Source organism: Corynebacterium freiburgense, assembly GCF_030408815.1.
GTDB classification, from domain to species: Bacteria; Actinomycetota; Actinomycetes; order Mycobacteriales; family Mycobacteriaceae; genus Corynebacterium; species Corynebacterium freiburgense.
Genome location: NZ_CP047355.1, coordinates 801,995 through 820,609, shown reverse-complemented (window position 1 = coordinate 820,609; position 18,615 = coordinate 801,995). Strand labels below are relative to the sequence as shown.

At 52.0% G+C, this 18,615-nt stretch carries 16 protein-coding genes; 5 read left to right on the top strand and 11 right to left on the bottom strand.

Annotated features, from left to right (window positions below; all coding sequences use genetic code 11):
• Positions 1-3 precede the first annotated feature (3 nt).
• On the top strand, positions 4-1,692 hold the full coding sequence (locus CFREI_RS03740) for an FAD-dependent oxidoreductase (RefSeq protein ID WP_027013140.1): 1,689 nt from the start codon (positions 4-6) through the stop codon (positions 1,690-1,692).
• Here the strand turns inward: CFREI_RS03740 and CFREI_RS03735 are convergent.
• From CFREI_RS03735 to CFREI_RS03700, 8 genes are all read right to left on the bottom strand, one after another.
• Positions 1,689-2,543 (bottom strand): HpcH/HpaI aldolase/citrate lyase family protein, encoded by an 855-nt coding sequence (locus CFREI_RS03735; protein WP_035112312.1) that lies wholly within the window; start codon positions 2,541-2,543, stop codon positions 1,689-1,691. The genes CFREI_RS03740 and CFREI_RS03735 overlap by 4 nt on opposite strands.
• Before the next feature lie 706 nt (positions 2,544-3,249).
• The gene (gene aldA, locus CFREI_RS03730) at positions 3,250-4,683 is read right to left on the bottom strand and encodes an aldehyde dehydrogenase (RefSeq protein WP_027013138.1); all 1,434 of its coding nucleotides are present in this window, start codon (positions 4,681-4,683) and stop codon (positions 3,250-3,252) included.
• A complete protein-coding gene (locus tag CFREI_RS03725; RefSeq protein ID WP_051256032.1) occupies positions 4,680-5,318 on the bottom strand; it encodes a substrate-binding domain-containing protein in 639 nt (212 codons plus the stop codon). Before CFREI_RS03725 ends, aldA begins: the two co-directional genes overlap by 4 nt.
• Positions 5,302-5,655 (bottom strand): LacI family DNA-binding transcriptional regulator, encoded by a 354-nt coding sequence (locus CFREI_RS03720; RefSeq protein ID WP_051256031.1) that lies wholly within the window; start codon positions 5,653-5,655, stop codon positions 5,302-5,304. Before CFREI_RS03720 ends, CFREI_RS03725 begins: the two co-directional genes overlap by 17 nt.
• Positions 5,656-5,717: 62 nt before the next feature.
• Entirely contained in the window at positions 5,718-6,005 is a 288-nt protein-coding gene (locus CFREI_RS03715; protein ID WP_240483229.1) for a hypothetical protein, read from the bottom strand.
• Positions 6,006-6,456: 451 nt separating this feature from the next.
• Positions 6,457-8,079 carry a bifunctional phosphoribosylaminoimidazolecarboxamide formyltransferase/IMP cyclohydrolase gene (gene purH / locus CFREI_RS03710; RefSeq protein WP_027013136.1) on the bottom strand — a complete coding sequence of 541 codons (1,623 nt, stop codon included), beginning with the start codon at positions 8,077-8,079 and terminating at the stop codon, positions 6,457-6,459.
• A gap of 32 nt (positions 8,080-8,111) precedes the next feature.
• A complete protein-coding gene (gene purN / locus CFREI_RS03705; RefSeq protein ID WP_035112310.1) occupies positions 8,112-8,720 on the bottom strand; it encodes a phosphoribosylglycinamide formyltransferase in 609 nt (202 codons plus the stop codon).
• Positions 8,698-10,155 (bottom strand): cell division protein PerM, encoded by a 1,458-nt coding sequence (locus tag CFREI_RS03700; RefSeq protein WP_051256030.1) that lies wholly within the window; start codon positions 10,153-10,155, stop codon positions 8,698-8,700. Before CFREI_RS03700 ends, purN begins: the two co-directional genes overlap by 23 nt.
• Before the next feature lie 221 nt (positions 10,156-10,376).
• Between CFREI_RS03700 and CFREI_RS03695 the strand changes: the two genes are divergently transcribed.
• On the top strand, positions 10,377-11,108 hold the full coding sequence (locus CFREI_RS03695; RefSeq protein WP_027013134.1) for a M23 family metallopeptidase: 732 nt from the start codon (positions 10,377-10,379) through the stop codon (positions 11,106-11,108).
• A gap of 141 nt (positions 11,109-11,249) precedes the next feature.
• On the opposite strand, the gene pcrA is transcribed toward CFREI_RS03695, so the two are convergent.
• On the bottom strand, positions 11,250-13,679 hold the full coding sequence (gene pcrA / locus CFREI_RS03690; RefSeq protein WP_084170798.1) for a DNA helicase PcrA: 2,430 nt from the start codon (positions 13,677-13,679) through the stop codon (positions 11,250-11,252).
• 44 nt (positions 13,680-13,723) lie between these two features.
• On the opposite strand from pcrA, the gene CFREI_RS03685 reads away from it, so the two are divergent.
• Positions 13,724-14,041, top strand: a complete 318-nt coding sequence (locus tag CFREI_RS03685) for a chorismate mutase (RefSeq protein WP_027013132.1) — start codon at positions 13,724-13,726, stop codon at positions 14,039-14,041.
• 427 nt (positions 14,042-14,468) lie between these two features.
• Here the strand turns inward: CFREI_RS03685 and CFREI_RS03680 are convergent, their stop codons facing one another.
• Entirely contained in the window at positions 14,469-14,600 is a 132-nt protein-coding gene (locus CFREI_RS03680) for a hypothetical protein (RefSeq protein ID WP_276201892.1), read from the bottom strand.
• Between the two features lie 61 nt (positions 14,601-14,661).
• Between CFREI_RS03680 and CFREI_RS03675 the strand changes: the two genes are divergently transcribed.
• Entirely contained in the window at positions 14,662-15,255 is a 594-nt protein-coding gene (locus CFREI_RS03675) for a DUF7822 domain-containing protein (RefSeq protein WP_027013131.1), read from the top strand.
• A gap of 9 nt (positions 15,256-15,264) precedes the next feature.
• On the opposite strand, the gene CFREI_RS03670 is transcribed toward CFREI_RS03675, so the two are convergent.
• Positions 15,265-16,740 carry an NAD-dependent succinate-semialdehyde dehydrogenase gene (locus CFREI_RS03670; RefSeq protein WP_035112308.1) on the bottom strand — a complete coding sequence of 492 codons (1,476 nt, stop codon included), beginning with the start codon at positions 16,738-16,740 and terminating at the stop codon, positions 15,265-15,267.
• Positions 16,741-16,818: 78 nt separating this feature from the next.
• Here CFREI_RS03670 and pgi point away from each other — a divergent pair, with 78 nt between their 5' ends.
• On the top strand, positions 16,819-18,459 hold the full coding sequence (gene pgi / locus CFREI_RS03665) for a glucose-6-phosphate isomerase (RefSeq protein ID WP_027013129.1): 1,641 nt from the start codon (positions 16,819-16,821) through the stop codon (positions 18,457-18,459).
• Positions 18,460-18,615 lie beyond the last annotated feature (156 nt).

Below are 18,615 nucleotides of genomic sequence, written 5' to 3'. Positions count from 1 at the left end.
CCTATGACCCGCACTATTATCGTCGGCGGTGTTGCCGGCGGCATGTCCACCGCTACTCGTCTTCGCCGGAATGACGAATCCCGCGAAATCATTGTCTTTGAACGCTCCGGTTATGTTTCCTTTGCCAATTGTGGATTGCCATATCACCTAGGTGAGGTTATTCCTGATCGGGGTTCGTTGCTTTTGCAAACACCGGAAGCTTTGAAAACTCGTTTTAATATTGATGCCTATGTAAACCATGAGGTCATCAGTGTTTCTCCTGCCACCCACGAGGTTGTAGTTCGTAACCTTTCCACTGGTGAAGAGTCCACCTGGGAATATGACACTCTCGTATTGGCTCCTGGTGCTCGCCCACGAGTTCCGGAGATCCCGGGCATTGAGCGTGGTCTTTCGCTTCGTACAGTTGAGGACCTGGACCGTATAAAGGCCCAAGTTGATGGCCTAGTGGCTGGCCAGGGCACCTCAGCCCCGAGCGCCGTCGTTATTGGTGGTGGATTTATTGGTGTGGAGGTCGCCGAAAACCTTGCCCACCGTGGCCTTAGCGTCACATTGGTCGAAGCAGCCCCGCAGATCATGGTGCAATTGGATCCGGAAATGGCGATCCGGGTACTACAAACCCTCGAAGCCAATGGGGTGCGCGTCCTTACAAACGCAAAGATTTCCGCAATTCATCCCGAAACCATTGAGGTTGAGCGTGGTTCCCAGAAAGAAACTCTCCCCGCCGATCTTGTAATCACCGCCATTGGCGTTGTTCCAGATTCTCACCTTGCCGAAACCGCTGGCCTTACCCGTGACGCGCGAGGTTTTATCGTGGTAAATGCCTCGTGCCGGACCAGCGATCCAGATATTTATGCCCTTGGTGATGCTGTGGCAAAGCGCGACTTTATTACCGAATCGCCGATTCCCCTTCCGCTTGCCCAAAACGCCAACCGCCACGGCCGCATTATTGCCGATATTCTTACTGGGCGCGACACCACCACAAAGCCCGTATTGGGCACCGCCATTCTTGGTGTATTTGGCACCGTCGCCGCCACTACTGGTTGGACTGAAACCCAATTACGTTCCAAGGGTCGCCCTTACCGCGCGATTCATACGCATCCCATGCAGCACGCGGGATACTACCCAGGCGCCCAGAGCATGGCATTAAAACTCCTTGTAGACCCCAAAACAGACGCTATCCTTGGCGCACAGGGCGTCGGCGGTGAGGGCGTGGATAAGCGTATCGACGTCCTGGCCACCGCCATTACCGGCGGCATTACCGCCAGCCAACTCGCCGACCTTGAACTCGCATATGCCCCACAATTTGGCTCAGCGAAGGATCCTGTAGCCCTTCTTGGCATGATTGCCGAAAATCGGGCACACGGCGATAAAGCTGTCCAATGGCACGAACTCCACACCCTTATGGAAGTAGATCGTATTCCCCTAATAGATGTTCGAACCTCTGGTGAAATAGCCACCGAACCTATCCCCGGAGCACTGAGCTACACCCTTGATGAACTCCGCGCCAATATCGATACGATCCGCGAGCTCGCCACTGATGGAAAAGTGATTGTCTCCTGTCGCGTAGGCCAACGCGGACACACCGCAGCCCGCATCCTTTCAAGCCACGGCATTGAAGCCTACAATCTCGACGGCGGCTACCTCACCTGGAAAGACGGCCACACCGCCACCGAGTACGCAGCACTCCCCTAACTGCCCAACACCTCCGATAACGCCAAAACCCGATGCGCCTGACTAATTAAAGGCGCATCAACCATTTCACCCTCCAATTGAAATGCCCCTGGATACTTCTGCGACTCCGCCACAACCTTCCGCGCCCACTCCACAGCCTGTGGTTCTGGGCGATACGCCTCATGCACCACATCCACCTGGTTTGGATGAATACACGCACTACCTGCAAAGCCTGAACGAGCGGCGTCGATAGCCTCATCCTTCATACCTCGAAGATTCCGGAAATCCGCATGCACTGCATCAATGCTAAACTTTCCAGCCGCACTAGCATGCATATGCATAAGCGCACGAGTCAGCCGCATAGTATCCCGATATCCACCAGGCCGATCAGCAGGCGCCCCCTCATCACTTTGGAACCGAGAGTGCGTGCCCCCTAATAACACCGTCAAATCTTCTGCACCCCAAAATAGCCCCACCACGTTTGGATGCTCGGCAATTTCCGCAAGATGAACAACCGCCTGCGGCGTCTCGATCATCGCAATAACCTGCAAACCTTTCAATTCAACCGGAATCTCGCGAACCACCTTGGGCAGCATTACCAAGCGATATGGCGTCTCCCTCACTAATGCCACATCCTCGGCAAAACCTGGATCCCGGGGACCACAGACTCGAACTATTGTCCGCTTTGGATCTAGATTGGCAGATCGAATATTGTTTCGGGCGATATCGCGGTCACCGCTACCAGCCCCGTCCTCCAAATCTAAAATCACCATATCGGCTTTCGCTGCAGCCTTAGCAAAAATCTCCGGACGATTGGCAGGCGCAAACAAAATCGCAGGACCAATAATCAAATGGTGAAAAGAAGAATTCATAACCTAAATTATGCCCCAATGTGAAAGCCCCCAGACGATATAAAAGCCAGAAGTGAAGCTTGCTAAAGGTGAAACAAAAGTGATCCGTGAGGTAGATGTGATGGATAATATATGGTGGTAACGGCAAAAAACCTGGCCATACCAGAAACTACTATTTAGCAGGAATTTTGGGCGCGTGGTTGTCGGGATTTAGCTGGTTTTACCGGGTCTTTGAGCTAGCTTCCTAGGGTGTGGGCTGGTTTTCGGGGTGTGGGCTGGTTTCCGGGGTGTGGGCTGGTTTTCCGAGCCTTCGAGCCGCATTCCCTGCGGTTTGATAGGCCCACCCTATCGAACTAGTGATGTTTTCATGTCGAGTGTCGCAGATTCCATAAAATCGGCTGAAAAAATGGAATTTGTGACAGCAAGCCATGTTGCGCACAAGCGTTGACCTGGGGTTTGTCGCAGATTCCATAAAAACAGCGAAAAAAATGGAATTCGTGACAGGTTCCCTACCTATCGTGTCGCAGATTCCATAAAATCCGCCGAAAAAATGGAATCTGTGACAACACGCCCAACCAGCGCCTGAAAAGACCGACCAGCGCCCAACCGGCGCCCAAAAAGACCGACCACCTCCCAACCACCCCCCCAAAAAAAGCCCTCACCTATTGCAATTAATTTTGCATCAAAGTGAGAGCTTTGGCTTCCCCAGTATTAATGGGTTTGGATATTAATGGGTTTGGATGTAGGTGACGTGGGTTTCTACGTATTCCATAAGGCCATGCTTGCCGTCAGCTCCGCCGATACCGGAATTACGACGTCCGGCATGGAAACCCTGCATCGCTTCGAAGTGTTCGCGGTTAATATAGGTTTCGCCATAAAGCAGCTCGCGGGATGCTTTGAGTGCTTTATTTAGGTCATTAGTGAATATGGAACTGGTGAGCCCATATTGGGAGGCATTGGCAATTGCAATTGCTTCGTCCAGGTTTTGTACTTTCACAACCGGGAGTACCGGACCGAAGATTTCCTCTTTGGCAATTTCCATATCTGCAGTAGCGCCGGAAAGTACGGTTGGCTGGTAGAAGTTGCCATTGCCTTTGTCGGTTGCTCGGCCGCCGCCGGTTTCGATTCGGCATCCTGCCGCTACGGCTTTTTCGATCATTTCGTCGAGTTTGTCCATGGCCCCTGCCGTAATTAATGGGCCCATATCCAGTTCAACGATTTGTGATGGGTCTCCGTATTTGGTGCCTTCCATTTTTGCTACGAGTTTTTGGAGCAATTCGTCATGAACGGCTTCTTCAACAAGGACAACTTCGGCGCAGTTGCACACTTGGCCGGTATTGATTACGCGTGAGTTCCAGATTGCGTCTGCGGCAAGTTCAAGGTCGGCATCGGCAAGGACGATTGCGGGTGCTTTGCCGCCAAGTTCAAGGTTTACTCGGGTGAGGTTTTTACCTGCGGCTTCCATAATGCGCTTACCGACGCCCACAGAGCCGGTCATAGAGACTAAGTCTACGTCAGGGTGCGTAGTTAGGGCTTCACCTACAACGCTGCCGGATCCACCAACCATATTAAATACACCTGCAGGGATGCCTACTTCTTCAACGAGTTTGCAGAATTCGAAGGCGTTAATTGGGGTTTCTACACTCGGCTTAATCACAATGGTGTTACCAGTGAGCAGCGCAGGTGCCATTTTCCGAGCAATAAGGAAAAATGGGAAGTTCCACGGTAGAATGCCTGCTACTACACCAAGTGGTTGGTATGTAAGCATAATGGTTTCGCCTGGGCGATCGGATGGGATGATTTCGCCCTCAATGCGGCGTGCCCAACCGGCCATATAGTCGAAGTAGTCTGCGGTAAATTGGACTTCCACTTCTGCGAGACCACGAACTTTGCCTTGTTCTTCGACCAGGTAATTAGCAAAACGGTCAACATGCTCACGAAGTTTTGCGGCGAGTGCAGTGAGGTATCCCGCACGCTCAGTATTGGTCAGGGCGGCCCAGGCTGGTTGCGCTTTGCGTGCGGCGGCTACCGCTTTATCGACGCTCGCGACATCGGTCTCCGGCACTTTAGCTAAAAGTTCTCCGGTGGATGGATTGGTGACGTCCATAGTTTCGGCACTGGGGACAAATTTCCCATCAATAAAGTTTTCGTAGATATTCATGTTGTACCTTTCTTGCTCGTTGATTCGCGAGCAATAAGTTCTGGAATTAAAATAGTTTGGGTTGGTGATTCACCATCAAGAATTTTAGTCAGTGCGGTAAGCGCTGCGGTGCCTAATTCCTGAAAATCTTGAGTTACGCTGGTAAGACTCGGCCAGGTCCACTCACTCAGGGGGGTGTTATCAAATCCTGTCACCATTACTTGATCGGGCACAATAATGCCTGCTTCATGGCAAGCCCGTAGTACACCTACAGCAATATTGTCATTACAGGCAAGAATGGCATCCGGTTTGCCCGATTCAAGGGTAGTATGTGTTGCGGCATAGCCAGAAGCGGCGGACCAACCACCCCCTGCAACAACTCGACCACGTACACCCCGCTCCTTACAAAGCTGTTCGAATGCGGTGGCACGGACCACCGCGTCGTCCCAACTCATACCACCAGCAATGTGGCAAAGTGTCTGTGCGCCCTGCGCAATAACATGCTCAACAAGCAATCGCATTCCCACAAGCTGGTCTACTGCAACGACCGCCGTATGTGCTGTTGCGGGCTGGCCAGTAAGTACAAGGCAACTTGGCAACGTAGCAGCTTGTTTTGCCAATGCGGACAGCACATCAGCATCAGTGAGCCAGCACAATATACCCAGCCACCCGCTGGTCTGCGAGCTGACCCAATGCCACACCGTACCGACTAGGATCAGAGGCGGTGGCTACACAAAGGTAATAATTTTGTTCTCGCGCAGCATGTTCCACAGCCCGAAACGCTGAAGACATACCAAAATCAACATCACCAGTAATAAAAATTCCCAGGGCGCGAGATTGCCCGACAGCAAGGGTGCGCACGGCTAGATTCGGACGGTACCCCAAGGTATTAATCACCTGGGATACCTTTTCACGCGTGCTTTCACTCACCGCGCTGGAACCATTAACCACTCGAGATACCGTTTGTAACGACACGCCTGCAGATGCCGCCACATCCTGACATCAGCCCCTCCGCGCCATGACTACACAACCCCTTTCTTATTGGTCAAGCGGCATTAATGTACAGATTGCATCGAGCATTTCTGACACACCGAAACCATCAGCACTTTACCGGTAAGACGTCGCACAAAGAATGTTGTGGGCCAGGTCGGGTCGGTGCGATCGACAATGGCGGCGGTCGCGGCGTCGTCAAGCAAAACGGTGGCGCCTTCAGCGATCTGCAACACTAGCCCCACGCCCTTTACCAAATTCAAGCGAGCCACAGTGAGTGGTGTAGCGAAGTGGGTAGAGAAACCGCCGCGGAAGTACTCGTGGGTGGCGGCGGGGAAGGAAGTTGCCTCCAGGCATGCAGCAATGTCTTGGTTGGTCTTTTTTGGGCGCTGGTTGGGTGTGTTGTCACAGATTCCATTTTTTCGGCGGATTTTATGGAATCTGCGACACGATAGGTAGGGAACCTGTCACGAATTCCATTTTTTTCGCTGTTTTTATGGAATCTGCGACAAACCCCAGGTCAACGCTTGTGCGCAACATGGCTTGCTGTCACAAATTCCATTTTTTCAGCCGATTTTATGGAATCTGCGACACTCGACATGAAAACATCACTAGTTCGATAGGGTGAGCCTATTAAACCGCACGTAAAGCCCAGCCCACACCCCCGGAAACCAGCCAGTACCCCCGGAAACCAGCCAGTACCCCCGGAAACCAGCCAGTACCCCCGGAAACCAACTCCAACCCGAGGTAAAGCAGCTTAAAAACCAGCCTCGGGCTAAGGCAAAAAGCCCCAGCCTATTGGCATTAATGTGCGAAATGGCGGGCACCAGTGAGGTACATGGTCACTCCAGCTTGTTCAGCTGCCGCAATTACTTCAGCATCCCGAATCGAACCACCAGGCTGCACTACCGCCGTAACCCCAGCCTCAGCTAAAACTTCAAACCCATCCGCGAACGGGAAGAATGCATCTGATGCAGCAACCGAACCCTTGGCACGTTCTACCTGATCACCTAGAGTATTAGCACGTTTTACGGCTAATTTTGCCGCATCAACTCGGTTTACTTGTCCCATACCAACGCCAACAGTTGCACCATCTTTCGCAAGCAAGATCGCATTCGATTTCACTGCACGAACTGCGCGCCAAGCAAACTCAAGTTCAGCGAGTGCATCAGCTTCAAGGGCGGGACCAGCAACAAGTGTCCAATGTTCGGGATTATCCCCTTCAGCATCCACAAGATCACGTTCCTGTAACAGCAAACCACCGGAAATTTCGCGGATTTCCAACCCAGCACGCTGCGGAGCAGCTGCTTGTAGCACACGAATGTTTTTCTTTTGGGCAAGGATCTCTACGGCACCTTCTTCATACGAAGGCGCAATAATTACTTCAGTAAAGATCTCTGCAACTTGGCTAGCCATAGCTTTGGTTACTTCCCGGTTCGCCGCAATAACACCACCGAAAGCCGAGACTGGATCGCAAGCATGTGCTGCGCGGTGCGCGGCAGCAATTGAGTCATCTGACACTGCAATGCCACATGGATTTGCGTGTTTAATAATGGCCACACAAGGGCGCTCATGATCCCAGGCCGCACGCCATGCCGCTTCAGAATCGGTGTAGTTGTTGTAGCTCATTTCCTTGCCATGCAATTGTGTTGCTCGAGCAAGACCTTGGCGCTGGGCATCAAGGTGAGCACCAAGCTGGGCATCAAGGTGAGCACCAAGCTGAGCATCAATATAGAGCGCCGCACTTTGGTGTGGGTTTTCCCCATACCTCAGTGTGTTTGCACGCTCGTATGTTGCGCCAATCCATTCGGGGAATGGCTCATCTGAATTGTAAGTCTGTTCCCCCAACCAGGTTGCTACGGTGACATCGTATGAAGCAGTGTGCCGGAATGCTTCAACGGCAAGTTGCACCCGTTGCTCTCTAGTAAATCCGCCTTCAGCGATAGCTTGTTCGATTGCGCCGTAGTGTTTTGGATTGACCACAATGGCAACCGAGGGGTGGTTTTTCGCAGCGGCACGAACCATAGATGGGCCACCAATATCAATCTGCTCAACACAAGCATCGAAGTCTGCGCCTGAAGCTACAGTTTCCGCAAATGGATAAAGGTTCACCACTACCAGCTGAAATGGCTCGACCTGAAGTTCGGAAAGCTGCTGTAAGTGATCTGGTTTACGAGTATCAGCAAGAATCCCAGCATGGACCCGTGGATGAAGGGTCTTTACCCGGCCTTCAAGGCACTCCGGGAAACCAGTGAGTTGTTCCACCGGTGTGACTTGGATACCAAGGTTTGCAATGGTTGCAGCTGTAGAGCCGGTAGATACGATTTCCACACCTGCCGCGTCTAAAGCTCGGGCAAGATCTTCAAGACCAGTCTTGTCATACACACTAATGAGTGCTCGTTTGATTGGTTTCCGGTCATTGCTCATGGCTTCGCGGGCCTTTCATATTAAAAAAGTTTTTAAGGATGGAGTTGCGGATTCGAAAGCACAGAAACAATGAGTGTGCGTTCTTGTTGCTTAATGCGCTCATGCAGAGTTGCTTCAGTGTCTTCGGGAAAAACCGAAACGGGGACTTGCGCAATAATTGGGCCCGTATCAACGCCTTCATCGACAATATGTACGGTTGCTCCAGTGACTTTTACACCGTAGGCCAGTGCATCCCGCACAGCATGGGCTCCGGGAAATGCGGGCAATAATGCCGGGTGGGTATTAATGATTTTCCCTGGAAAACGCTGCAAAAACGGTGCTCCAAGAATTTTCATAAACCCTGCAGAAATCACAAGTTGGGGTTGGAACTCCGCGACCGCTTCCGCGAGCTTGACGTTCCATTGTTCACGGCTTGTACACTGCGCCAGTGCAATAGTCCGAGCAGGGATACCAGCTGTGACGGCACGCGCGACCGCTTCGCACTCTTGGTCGGTCACTACGCCAGTTACTGTGTAGTGCTCCCCTTGCGCATTAATAATTGCTTGCAGGAGGGTACCAGTGCCTGAAGCAAGGACTACCACGGGCATTGGTGTGTGTTGGTTGGTCACCTGGAAGAGTTTAGCGCTCTCTGGTTGCGTCATCGGAATCGGCGGGGGCAGCCCCTTCGATATCGTGCGTATCGACGTCCCGTTCGTCAGTGTTTTCGGTATCAGCTTCGGGTGTTTCCTCAGTTTGTTCTGGTTCCTGTTCCTCTTGTTCTTCCTCTTGTTCTTCCTTTTCTTCTTGTGGTTCTTCCTTTGGTTCCTCTTCTTCAGGTTCGTCTTCGTCTTCACCTTTGGGACCAAGAACTCGGTGAACCATAACGGCAAGCACACCAGTTCCTGACACAAATACAAATGCCAAGAGCGAAGTCAACCATACAAGCGAACCAATATGGGCGAATACACCTAATTCGCCGCCAGCCAGATACATTGCAATGGCAGTAAAGAGAATAAGGAATCCTCCGGCTGCAATAAATTCTGCAATGGGGTGTTCTGATTCGCCCATACGTCGGTAGGCCATAATCGCCGCGAGTGCCAGCGGAATAATAAGGAATACCCATGCCCATGGAACAACGCTTGCTGGAACCGCTGCGAATAATGGCACTGGGGGCAATGGGATAAGGTGCGCGCTAAACAGTGATATCGAGGCATCGCCAATATGGAATTCAGAACCAAGTAGTACAGCCGCCGCAAATAAGGCAGCATTAAGCAGGTAGAGCAGGCTTATTCCAATAAGTGCCGCGATCCCACCGGCGGTTGGAAAGTTTTGGAAAAGATCTCGCAGTGACTCCCAATGAAAGGCCATAGATATAAGGACTGTTATTAGTCCTATATATGTAAGCCACCGCAGATACTGCAACGCATATAGCGCGGCGTCGACAAGCATGCCGGGTACCGCAATACGCCGAGCCAATGCCCGCCATAACCGAGGCCCCATGCCTATGCCTACTACACAAAGGTGCATAAGTAAGGTGCGCACAATCGCATCCCCGAGCGACGGCGGCTGCACTGGAAGTACAGAAGAGGCGTCATACAACATCGCGGTTGCGGTAAGTGTAAGAAGCAATGGGATGCCCAGCGCCCACAGAATGGTTAATTGCAGCTCCACCATACTGACCCGGTCTTTTACTGAGCGGTACATTCGGCGAGCCAGTAACCAACCGAACACCAGAGCGGGACCCAATGGCAGGATCCCAACAGTAGCTTCTAATCCCGATACCGGAACGAGATTCAGCACCAGCCATGCTTGAGCCACAGTTGCCGGCAAAGCAACAAGGGATGTGTTCGTAAATATCAGTCCCGCAAGCGCAAAACCGACCAAAAAAAGTACCGTTATAGCTACCGGAACCAGAATTGTGACCAAAGTCGCTTTTGCACGATCTTTTAGTTGCGGCGGGGCCTTCTGCGCCTCCGGCATTGGAGGGGTTGTTGCACGTGCAGCACGACGAGTTGTCCGCAACCTAGAATTACGGCCACTGCCCCGCGTTTTAGGGCTTCGGCGGTCACGTTGCTGTGGGCTATTCTTTCTATTCATCGATGCTTACTTTGCCACTGTTTAGGTCCATTCTGGGGGACCCACCCCCAACACCCCCAGGGCACCTGATATCTAGTTAAATTACGCGCCGTTAGTCACATGCGTAACTTTAGTAACGTCTTGGGTTGCCCCTTGTGTAACGAACCGTTATCATCGGAATCTGTTAGTAACGGAATGGTCACAAATTGCGATTGTGGCTAATGCGACAGGGAGAAATCTAGATGAACACGACTCATCGGCGGTCGGGTAGGTCTGGCGGCGCACACCGCAAGCAGACCGTATCCGCCGGCACTAAGAGCCGGGTCGCGATGGTCGCAATGGCGACCGGCGCAGTCTCCACCGCAGGTGTTGGCGGCGCTGCAGCAGCCCACGCTACTCAGCCGGAAACGGTGACCCATACGCCTGAGTACCAACTCACCTCGGATGCCGCCCTCGGCTCCAGCGATGCAGCACCACAGGTGCTTGCCATTGCAGAATTCAAGCCAGTGGCAAACCTTGCGGATCAGCTCAATAAGGCCGTTCAATTTAATGCTGAACGTGTCGCTGCAGATGAGGCAGCCCGCGCACCACAAACTGCACTACCCGCAGTTGGCTCTTTCACTTCACCATTTGGCCCACGTTGGGGAACATTCCACAATGGCATTGACATTGCCAATGCTGTAGGAACCCCAATCAACGCCGTCATGGATGGCACCGTGATCGACTCCGGACCAGCTTCTGGTTACGGGCAGTGGATCCGAATCCGCCACGATGACGGCGCTATTTCTGTCTACGGCCATATGGAAACCCTTGATGTTTCCGTAGGTGAGCGAGTTGTAGCTGGCCAAAAGATCGCCGGCATGGGCAACCGTGGATTCTCCACCGGCCCACACTTGCACTTTGAGATCCACCCAGATGGCCAAAGCGCTGTTGACCCTGTGCCGTGGCTTGCGGCACGTGGCATCAACGTCTAAACCTTCCTGACAAAACCGGCTTCCGCGCCTAAAAACGTCGGAAGCCGGTTTTGCGCGCCTTTAATAAGCTAGGCCTTAAAGAACACCCCTGGACGATATTCCGTCCGTGAGGCGTCCTCTAAGGCTGCAATGCTGCCACATCTAAAGCTTTTCCATTGGCACACCGCCACTGACAATGAGCCGCACCTTACCAGCAGACCCAAAATCTATAGTGGCAGTTGCAACGGCGCCTGCACCAAAGGTCTCAACTACAGTGCCAAGCCCGTATTTTTCGTGGTTTACACGGTCTCCCACGGCAAGCACCAAGCTTTTTCCGGGGGCTTTCTTAGCCTTAGGCACGCCCCGAGGCACGGTGCGAGGTGCACTTCGATAAGAAGATTGCCCCCAATCCAAAGGTGCCCAATCATCTTCCCCAAAACCGTTGTACTGGGGTTCTTCCCGACGCCACTCCACTAGCTTCTCAGGAATTTCTTGCAAAAACCGGGACGGCGGATTTGTCATCGCCTCGCCCCAAGAACTACGCACCATCGCACGTGTGAGGTACAGGCACTGCCGGGCCCGGGTAATGCCCACATATGCCAAACGACGCTCTTCCGCTAGCTCATTCATATCCGAAAACGCGCGCATATGCGGGAATTGGCCGTCCTCCCAGCCCGTTAAAAATACCACCGGGAATTCCAGGCCCTTTGCGGTATGCAGGGTCATAAGCGTTACGACGCCCTGCCCATCATCGGGAATCTGGTCAGCATCCGCCACCAGAGACACCCGCTCCAAAAACGCCTGCAGACTCCCTGGTGATAATTCCCCTTCCGTGAGTTCCTCCTGGTAAGCAAGACGATTTGCAGCCTCTGAGCTAAACTCCCGGGCCACGGATACCAATTCATTCAAGTTATCTAGGCGGGCACCGTCCTGTGGGTCACGAGACTTTTCCAACTCGGCTTGATATCCCGTCATATCCAATACCGCACGGATCAATCCCGCAATATCCGGCAACCCCGTAGTCTCATCAACTAATTCAGTAGATTGCTCCCGCAGCCCCGCTAAGGTTTCCACAAAGCGTGCCACCGCGTTTCGGCCCCGCGCACCAAGCATATCGACGTCGCCGGCCGCGGCGTCGATAAGCGCCTGCCAGTAGCCAATACGTTGCTGATCAGCATAAAGACCAATAATCGCCTGAGCCTTATCCCCGATGCCACGGCGCGGAGTATTAATAATCCGCTGCACTGACATCACATCATCCGGGTTCAGTACAGCCCGCAAATAGGCCAGAATATCGCGGATTTCTTTGCGCTCATAAAATCGCGTGCCCCCCACAACTTTATAGGGAATACCCGTTCGAATAAATACATCTTCGAGGGCGCGGGATGAGTTATTTGTTCGATACATTATGGCGATATCAGAAAACGCCAACCCAGCATCAACTAAAGTATCAATCTCATTGGCAATAAACCGCGCTTCATCATGCTCGTTATCTGCAACATAGCCAATAATTGGCTGTCCTTCCCCCAAGGCAGTCCATAAACTCTTTTTCCGCCGCCCTTGATTCTTTTCAATCACTGCATTTGCAGCAGAAAGAATCGTCTGCGTGGAACGATAATTCTGCTCCAAAAGTATCGTATGTGCCTGGGGATAATCCCGTTCAAATTCCTCAATATTACGAATCGTGGCACCGCGAAATGCATAAATCGACTGATCAGCATCACCAACAACACACAATTCGCTTGGCGGCACCTCGGAATCAGGGCTTCCTACAAGGGTAGAAACCAATACATATTGCGCATGGTTGGTGTCTTGGTATTCATCTACAAGCACATGCCGGAACCGCCGCCGATAATGCTTTACCACCTCAGGATGCCGCCGGAAAATACCAACAACTTCCCCAATTAAATCATCAAAATCAACCGCATTTGCCCTACGCAAACGCTGCTGATACTCCCGAAACACCTGGGCAACCACCCGATCCCACGGTTGTTTTGTTTGATCTGCCTGCTGCTGCGCATCATCCGGACCCAATAACTCATTTTTAAAATTAGAAATCGCCGATACCAAACCACGAGCCGAAAACTTCTTGGCGTCCAAATCAAAATCTTTAATAATCATTGAGATCAGGCGCTTTGAATCATCCGAATCATAGATAGTGAAATTAGTATTGAGCCCCTCCACCAACTTTGCATGCTGACGCAAAATCCGCACACACGTGGAGTGAAACGTAGACACCCACATCCGCTCCGCCACCGGCCCCACCAAATCAGCCACCCGATCACGCATTTCTGCAGCAGCCTTATTAGTGAAAGTAATGGCCAAAATCTGCCCCGGCTGCACCCGACGATGCCCAAGTAAAAATGCAATGCGACGAGTAAGTACCGCTGTCTTACCCGACCCGGCACCCGCAACAATCAATAATGGGCTACCAATATGCTCTACCGCAGCACGTTGCTGCGGATTTAAACCAGCCAACACATCCGGACCAGTCCCAATAAACGCCTGGGCGGGCTGCATGGAAGAAGTACTTGTATTGCTAGGGACTTCGGCTTTTTGAGCAGGAAACGGGGAAGAATCTAAATTCGTCATAGTGCTTCCAAATTACCCCACCGCAACATGGCAAAATGTTCGATATGAGTGAAGCACAAGCCACCGCTGGGGAAGACTTTGCAATCCGCATGCCTTCCGGCACTGACGATCCCCTTTCTGATGCTGAAATCCAACAATACCGAGAAGAAATCAACCGACTCGACCGACTCATACTCGATGCCGTAAAACGCCGCACCAAAATTTCCAAAGCAATTGGCAAAACCCGCATGGGATCTGGAGGTACCCGGTTAGTACACACCCGAGAAGTAGCGATTATCAACCAATTCCGCGAAGAACTCGGCCCCGAAGGCCCCGCCCTAGCTAATGCCCTCCTCCGACTTGGACGCGGCCGCCTCGGCTAGCCCTGCGCCACCCCACGAGACAGCAGCTATCAAGCCCCCTATCACGGGGAGTTTATTTAGAAAACTATATATCCTAGGCAAATCGCATGCCTTGATTATTGATGTTCAGCTACCTCCTGAAGCAAAGTAATGTTTATTGTCTCTGCAATCGAATTCGAATCTTTATAAGTAAGAGAACGGAAATATACTCACTGTAACTAAAATATGAAATCCGAATTTCACTTTACATACGATCCGGATGCAGATGCAGCTTATCTAACTCTGGTTGCCACAAATAATTTTCCTGAAAAGTAAATTTCTGGAATTACAACCTCCGGTATGGATGGGGAAACTTGTGTCTTGAAATCCGAGGTCAGTGATGACGTATTCGCTATACCGGTTCGGGCTGCTTTCGGGTTTGTGTCTGTCTGGCAGATTGCGCTATCAGCTATTTACATTCCTGCACCCCGCCTCCGCGATCAACTGCGGAGGCTTTAACGTTTCCCACCGCCGGCATAGCAGACATAGTAGCGAACACAACATTCATATTATTGCTACGCTTAAGATGCGTAAGGCTCATGCACTTTTAAGCTAACTATTCGCTACCATATGTTCTAAAGACGCTCTGGAAGGCTTCTATTATGGCGAACCGCACTTACCTTTACGCCGAACGCCCACACGAAGACGGCAATTCTAGGATTTTCTCCATCGGTGAATTTTCATCCGGAATCCCTCTCGCATACCGGCTACTTTGCAGTGCGAATACCGAGCGAGTTCCATCAAAGATCTTTGATGATCACCCAAATGACGAAACCGGCGAAATCATCGGCCCAGGTGCTTTCCGCGGATCATTCCCAGAAGGCCGGGAAATACTCCTGCAATTTATGGAGCGCCTTGCAGACACCAATAGCAAAAACCTCCACCTGCCAGAAGACACACTGGCAGAAGAGTTCGCCAGCACCCGTAAAGAACTCTTCCACGAACGCCTACTCGGCTGCACACATTTCTGGCTCGAACCATTAGAAGTCCTTGCACTCGGCGACAATATTCCTGACGAACTAGAGTCCCTAGCAGCGGCAATCCCACAAACGGAATCCGAGATCAACTACGTACTAGACATGTGGGAATCCGGTGATTTTGAACCCTACAATTCCGCACAGGAATACTTCTACTCCCTGGGATTTGGTTCATGGAGCGATATTCTCTACTTCCAATTCCAAAACCCAGACAACTAGATGTAACTATTACATCGGCAAAGCAATAAATTTAGGTTCCAAATACTCATGGATACCTTCAAACCCACCCTCACGCCCCACACCGGATTCCTTCACCCCACCAAAAGGCGCGGCAGGATCAGAAAGCACACCACGATTCACCGCAACCATACCGGCTTCAATCTGTTCGGCGACCATGAGGGCGTCAGGCAATGGTCCAAAAACATATGCAGCTAAACCGAATGGGGTTTCATTTGCGCGGTAAATAGCTTCATCAATGCTGGAAATCTTAGTTACACTCACTACTGGACCGAAGATTTCCTGCTTATGGATAAGAGATGATTCCGGCGCACTCATAAGTACCGCACCGGGATACCAATATCCAGAATCAAACTCATTTCCTAAGTCTGGAATTGGGCCAGCCCACACCAAGCGTCCTCCGCGAGCAACCGCGTCATCCACCAAAGTACGTACGGTTTCTACCTGGTCCGCACCAGAAAGCGGACCAAAGGTTACGCCTTCATACCAACCCGGACCAAGCGTAAACTTTGCCATTTCTTCGGCTACTTTATCGGCAAATTCTTCTGCAATAGATTCATGAACAAGGAATCTATTCGCAGCAATGCACACCTGGCCAGCACCACGCATTTTCGCCACTGCAATTTCACGGGCAGCAAGATCCAGGTCCGCGCCTTCCAAAACTATATATGGAGCATTCCCACCCATTTCCAGGCTTGTACGGATTGAATGTTTTGCTGCTTTCATCGCAAGTTTTTGCCCAACCAATGTAGACCCAGTGAATGTGAGTTTGCGTAGGCCTGGGGCGTCGAGAAGCGATGAAATGCGGGAAGCATGAGCAGATGGAAGCACACTTAATACGCCTTCAGGCAGGCCCGCCTCCTGCAAAAGTTTAGCCAAATAAAGCATGGTCAGAGGGGTTTTCGAGGCCGGTTTTGCAATCACAGTGCAACCTGCAGCAAGCGCCGGGCCAATTTTGCGGGTGCCCATTGCCAGCGGGAAGTTCCATGGGGTGATGGCTAAGACAGGACCGACCGGCTCTTGACGAACAAGTATTCGTCCAGTTCCTGAGGGGTTGGTTCGGTAATCACCGCGAATACGCACAGCTTCTTCCGCGAACCAGCGGAAAAATTCAGCACCATACGCCACCTCCGCCCGAGAATCCGGCAGGGCGCGCCCAAGCTCTAGGGTTTGCAGGAGCGCTAATTCTTCCGAGTGTTCGTGAATTAATTCGAAGGTCCGGTAGAGGATTTCAGAACGCGTACGAGGAGGCGTGTCCGCCCATTGCTTTTGCGCGGATAGCGCGGCGCGTAAAGCGGACTGGGCGTCGTCAGTAGTTGCCGAAGCAACCTGTGTGAGTTCGAAACCAGTTGCGGGATTGTGGACGCTTAAAGTGCCGCCGTCGGAAGCCGCAGTCCAGCGTCCCGCTAAGAACAAATCTTTGGGCACGGACTCGATAAGTGCATGAATGTGGGATTGCTCTGCCATGCAACCCACAGTAGGTGTTCTCGGACTAGTGTGGGGAAGGAAGTAACGCTCATATCAAGAAATACACAAGGAGACAGCATGGCTGCTGATATCACCGCCACCGAACAGTGGAAGGCACTTAAAGCGCATCACAACGAGCTCAGCGAAACTACACTTCGCACAATGTTTGCCGCCGATGCCGAACGCGCAAACAAACTTACTTTCGACGCCGCTGGGCTTCATGTAGATCTTTCAAAGAACCTGATCAACGATAAGACAGTCGAACTTCTTATTGATCTAGCCAAAGCCGCAAAACTCCAAGAGCGCACCGAATCCATGTTCAATGGCGAGCATATTAACAACACCGAGGATCGGGCCGTTCTTCACACCGCCTTGCGGTTACCTGTAGAGCGTGATTTACAGGTTGATGGCCAAGATATTGCCGCTGATGTACATGAAGTACTTGGCCGCATGCGTGATTTCGCTCACGCTCTTCGCTCCGGTGATTGGTTAGGCCATACCGGGCGCACAATCAAAACGGTAGTGAATATTGGTATCGGTGGTTCCGATCTTGGCCCAGCCATGGCCGTTCTAGCATTACGCCACTACGCCACCGCGGGCATTTCCGCGCGGTTTGTGTCCAATGTGGACCCTGCGGATATTGTGGCCAAACTTGAGGATCTAGACCCAGCTTCCACCCTCTTTATCGTTGCTTCAAAGACGTTTACCACTCAGGAAACGCTGGCGAACGCACATGCAGCAAAACGCTGGCTTTTAGAGGCTTTCGATGGCGATGAAAGCGCCGTTGCTAAGCACTTTGTGGCGGTTTCAACCAATGCTGAAAAAGTGGCTGAATTCGGCATTGATACCAATAATATGTTCGGTTTCTGGGACTGGGTTGGCGGCCGTTACTCCGTCGATTCCGCTATTGGCCTTTCCCTAATGTCTGTGATTGGCCCCATGGACTTTATGCGATTCCTCTCCGGATTCCATGCCATGGATGAGCACTTCCGCACCACACCACTAGAACAAAATATCCCAGTACTCATGGGTTTGCTGGGTGTTTGGTATGGAGATTTCTATGGTGCCGCCACCCACGCAGTGCTTCCCTACTCCCAAGACCTGGCGCGCTTCCCTGCCTACCTGCAACAACTAACTATGGAATCCAATGGCAAGTCTGTCCGCCATGACGGCACTTCAGTACATTGCGATACCGGCGAAATCTATTGGGGCGAACCAGGCACCAATGGCCAACACGCGTTCTACCAGTTAATGCATCAGGGCACCCGGATCGTGCCCGCCGATTTTATTGGCTTTGCCCGCCCGAAAACAGATTTGCCAACTGCCGATGGCACCGGCAGTATGCATGACCTACTAATGAGTAATTTCTTTGCCCAGACCAAGGTCCTCGCTTTTGGTAAAAACGCCGCCGAAATTTCCGCTGAGGGCGTTCCAGTCGAACTAGTAACCCATAAGGTTATGCCCGGCAACCGCCCAACCACGACGATTCTTGCAGAGGAACTCACCCCCGCGATCCTCGGCGCACTAATCGCGTTATATGAGCACATCACCTTTGTCCAAGGCGTAATTTGGGACATCAATTCCTTCGACCAATGGGGTGTGGAATTAGGCAAAAAACAAGCCGGCGATTTGCTGCCTGCAGTGACTGGCGCTGAAGCCCCCGATTCCGGTGATTCCTCCACCGACAACCTAATCACCTGGTACCGCGATAAGAAATAACACCCCCACATCGCGTTTCGACGCCCCTACCGCACAACATTGCAAAATGCTTGCGGTGGGGGTTTTGACATATTGAGGTGGTGCGTTGGAGTGCGTTAGATCTGCCTGATGCTCTGGGCTGGTGGGCTGGTTTTCAGGGCTTCCCGGGGGGTTACG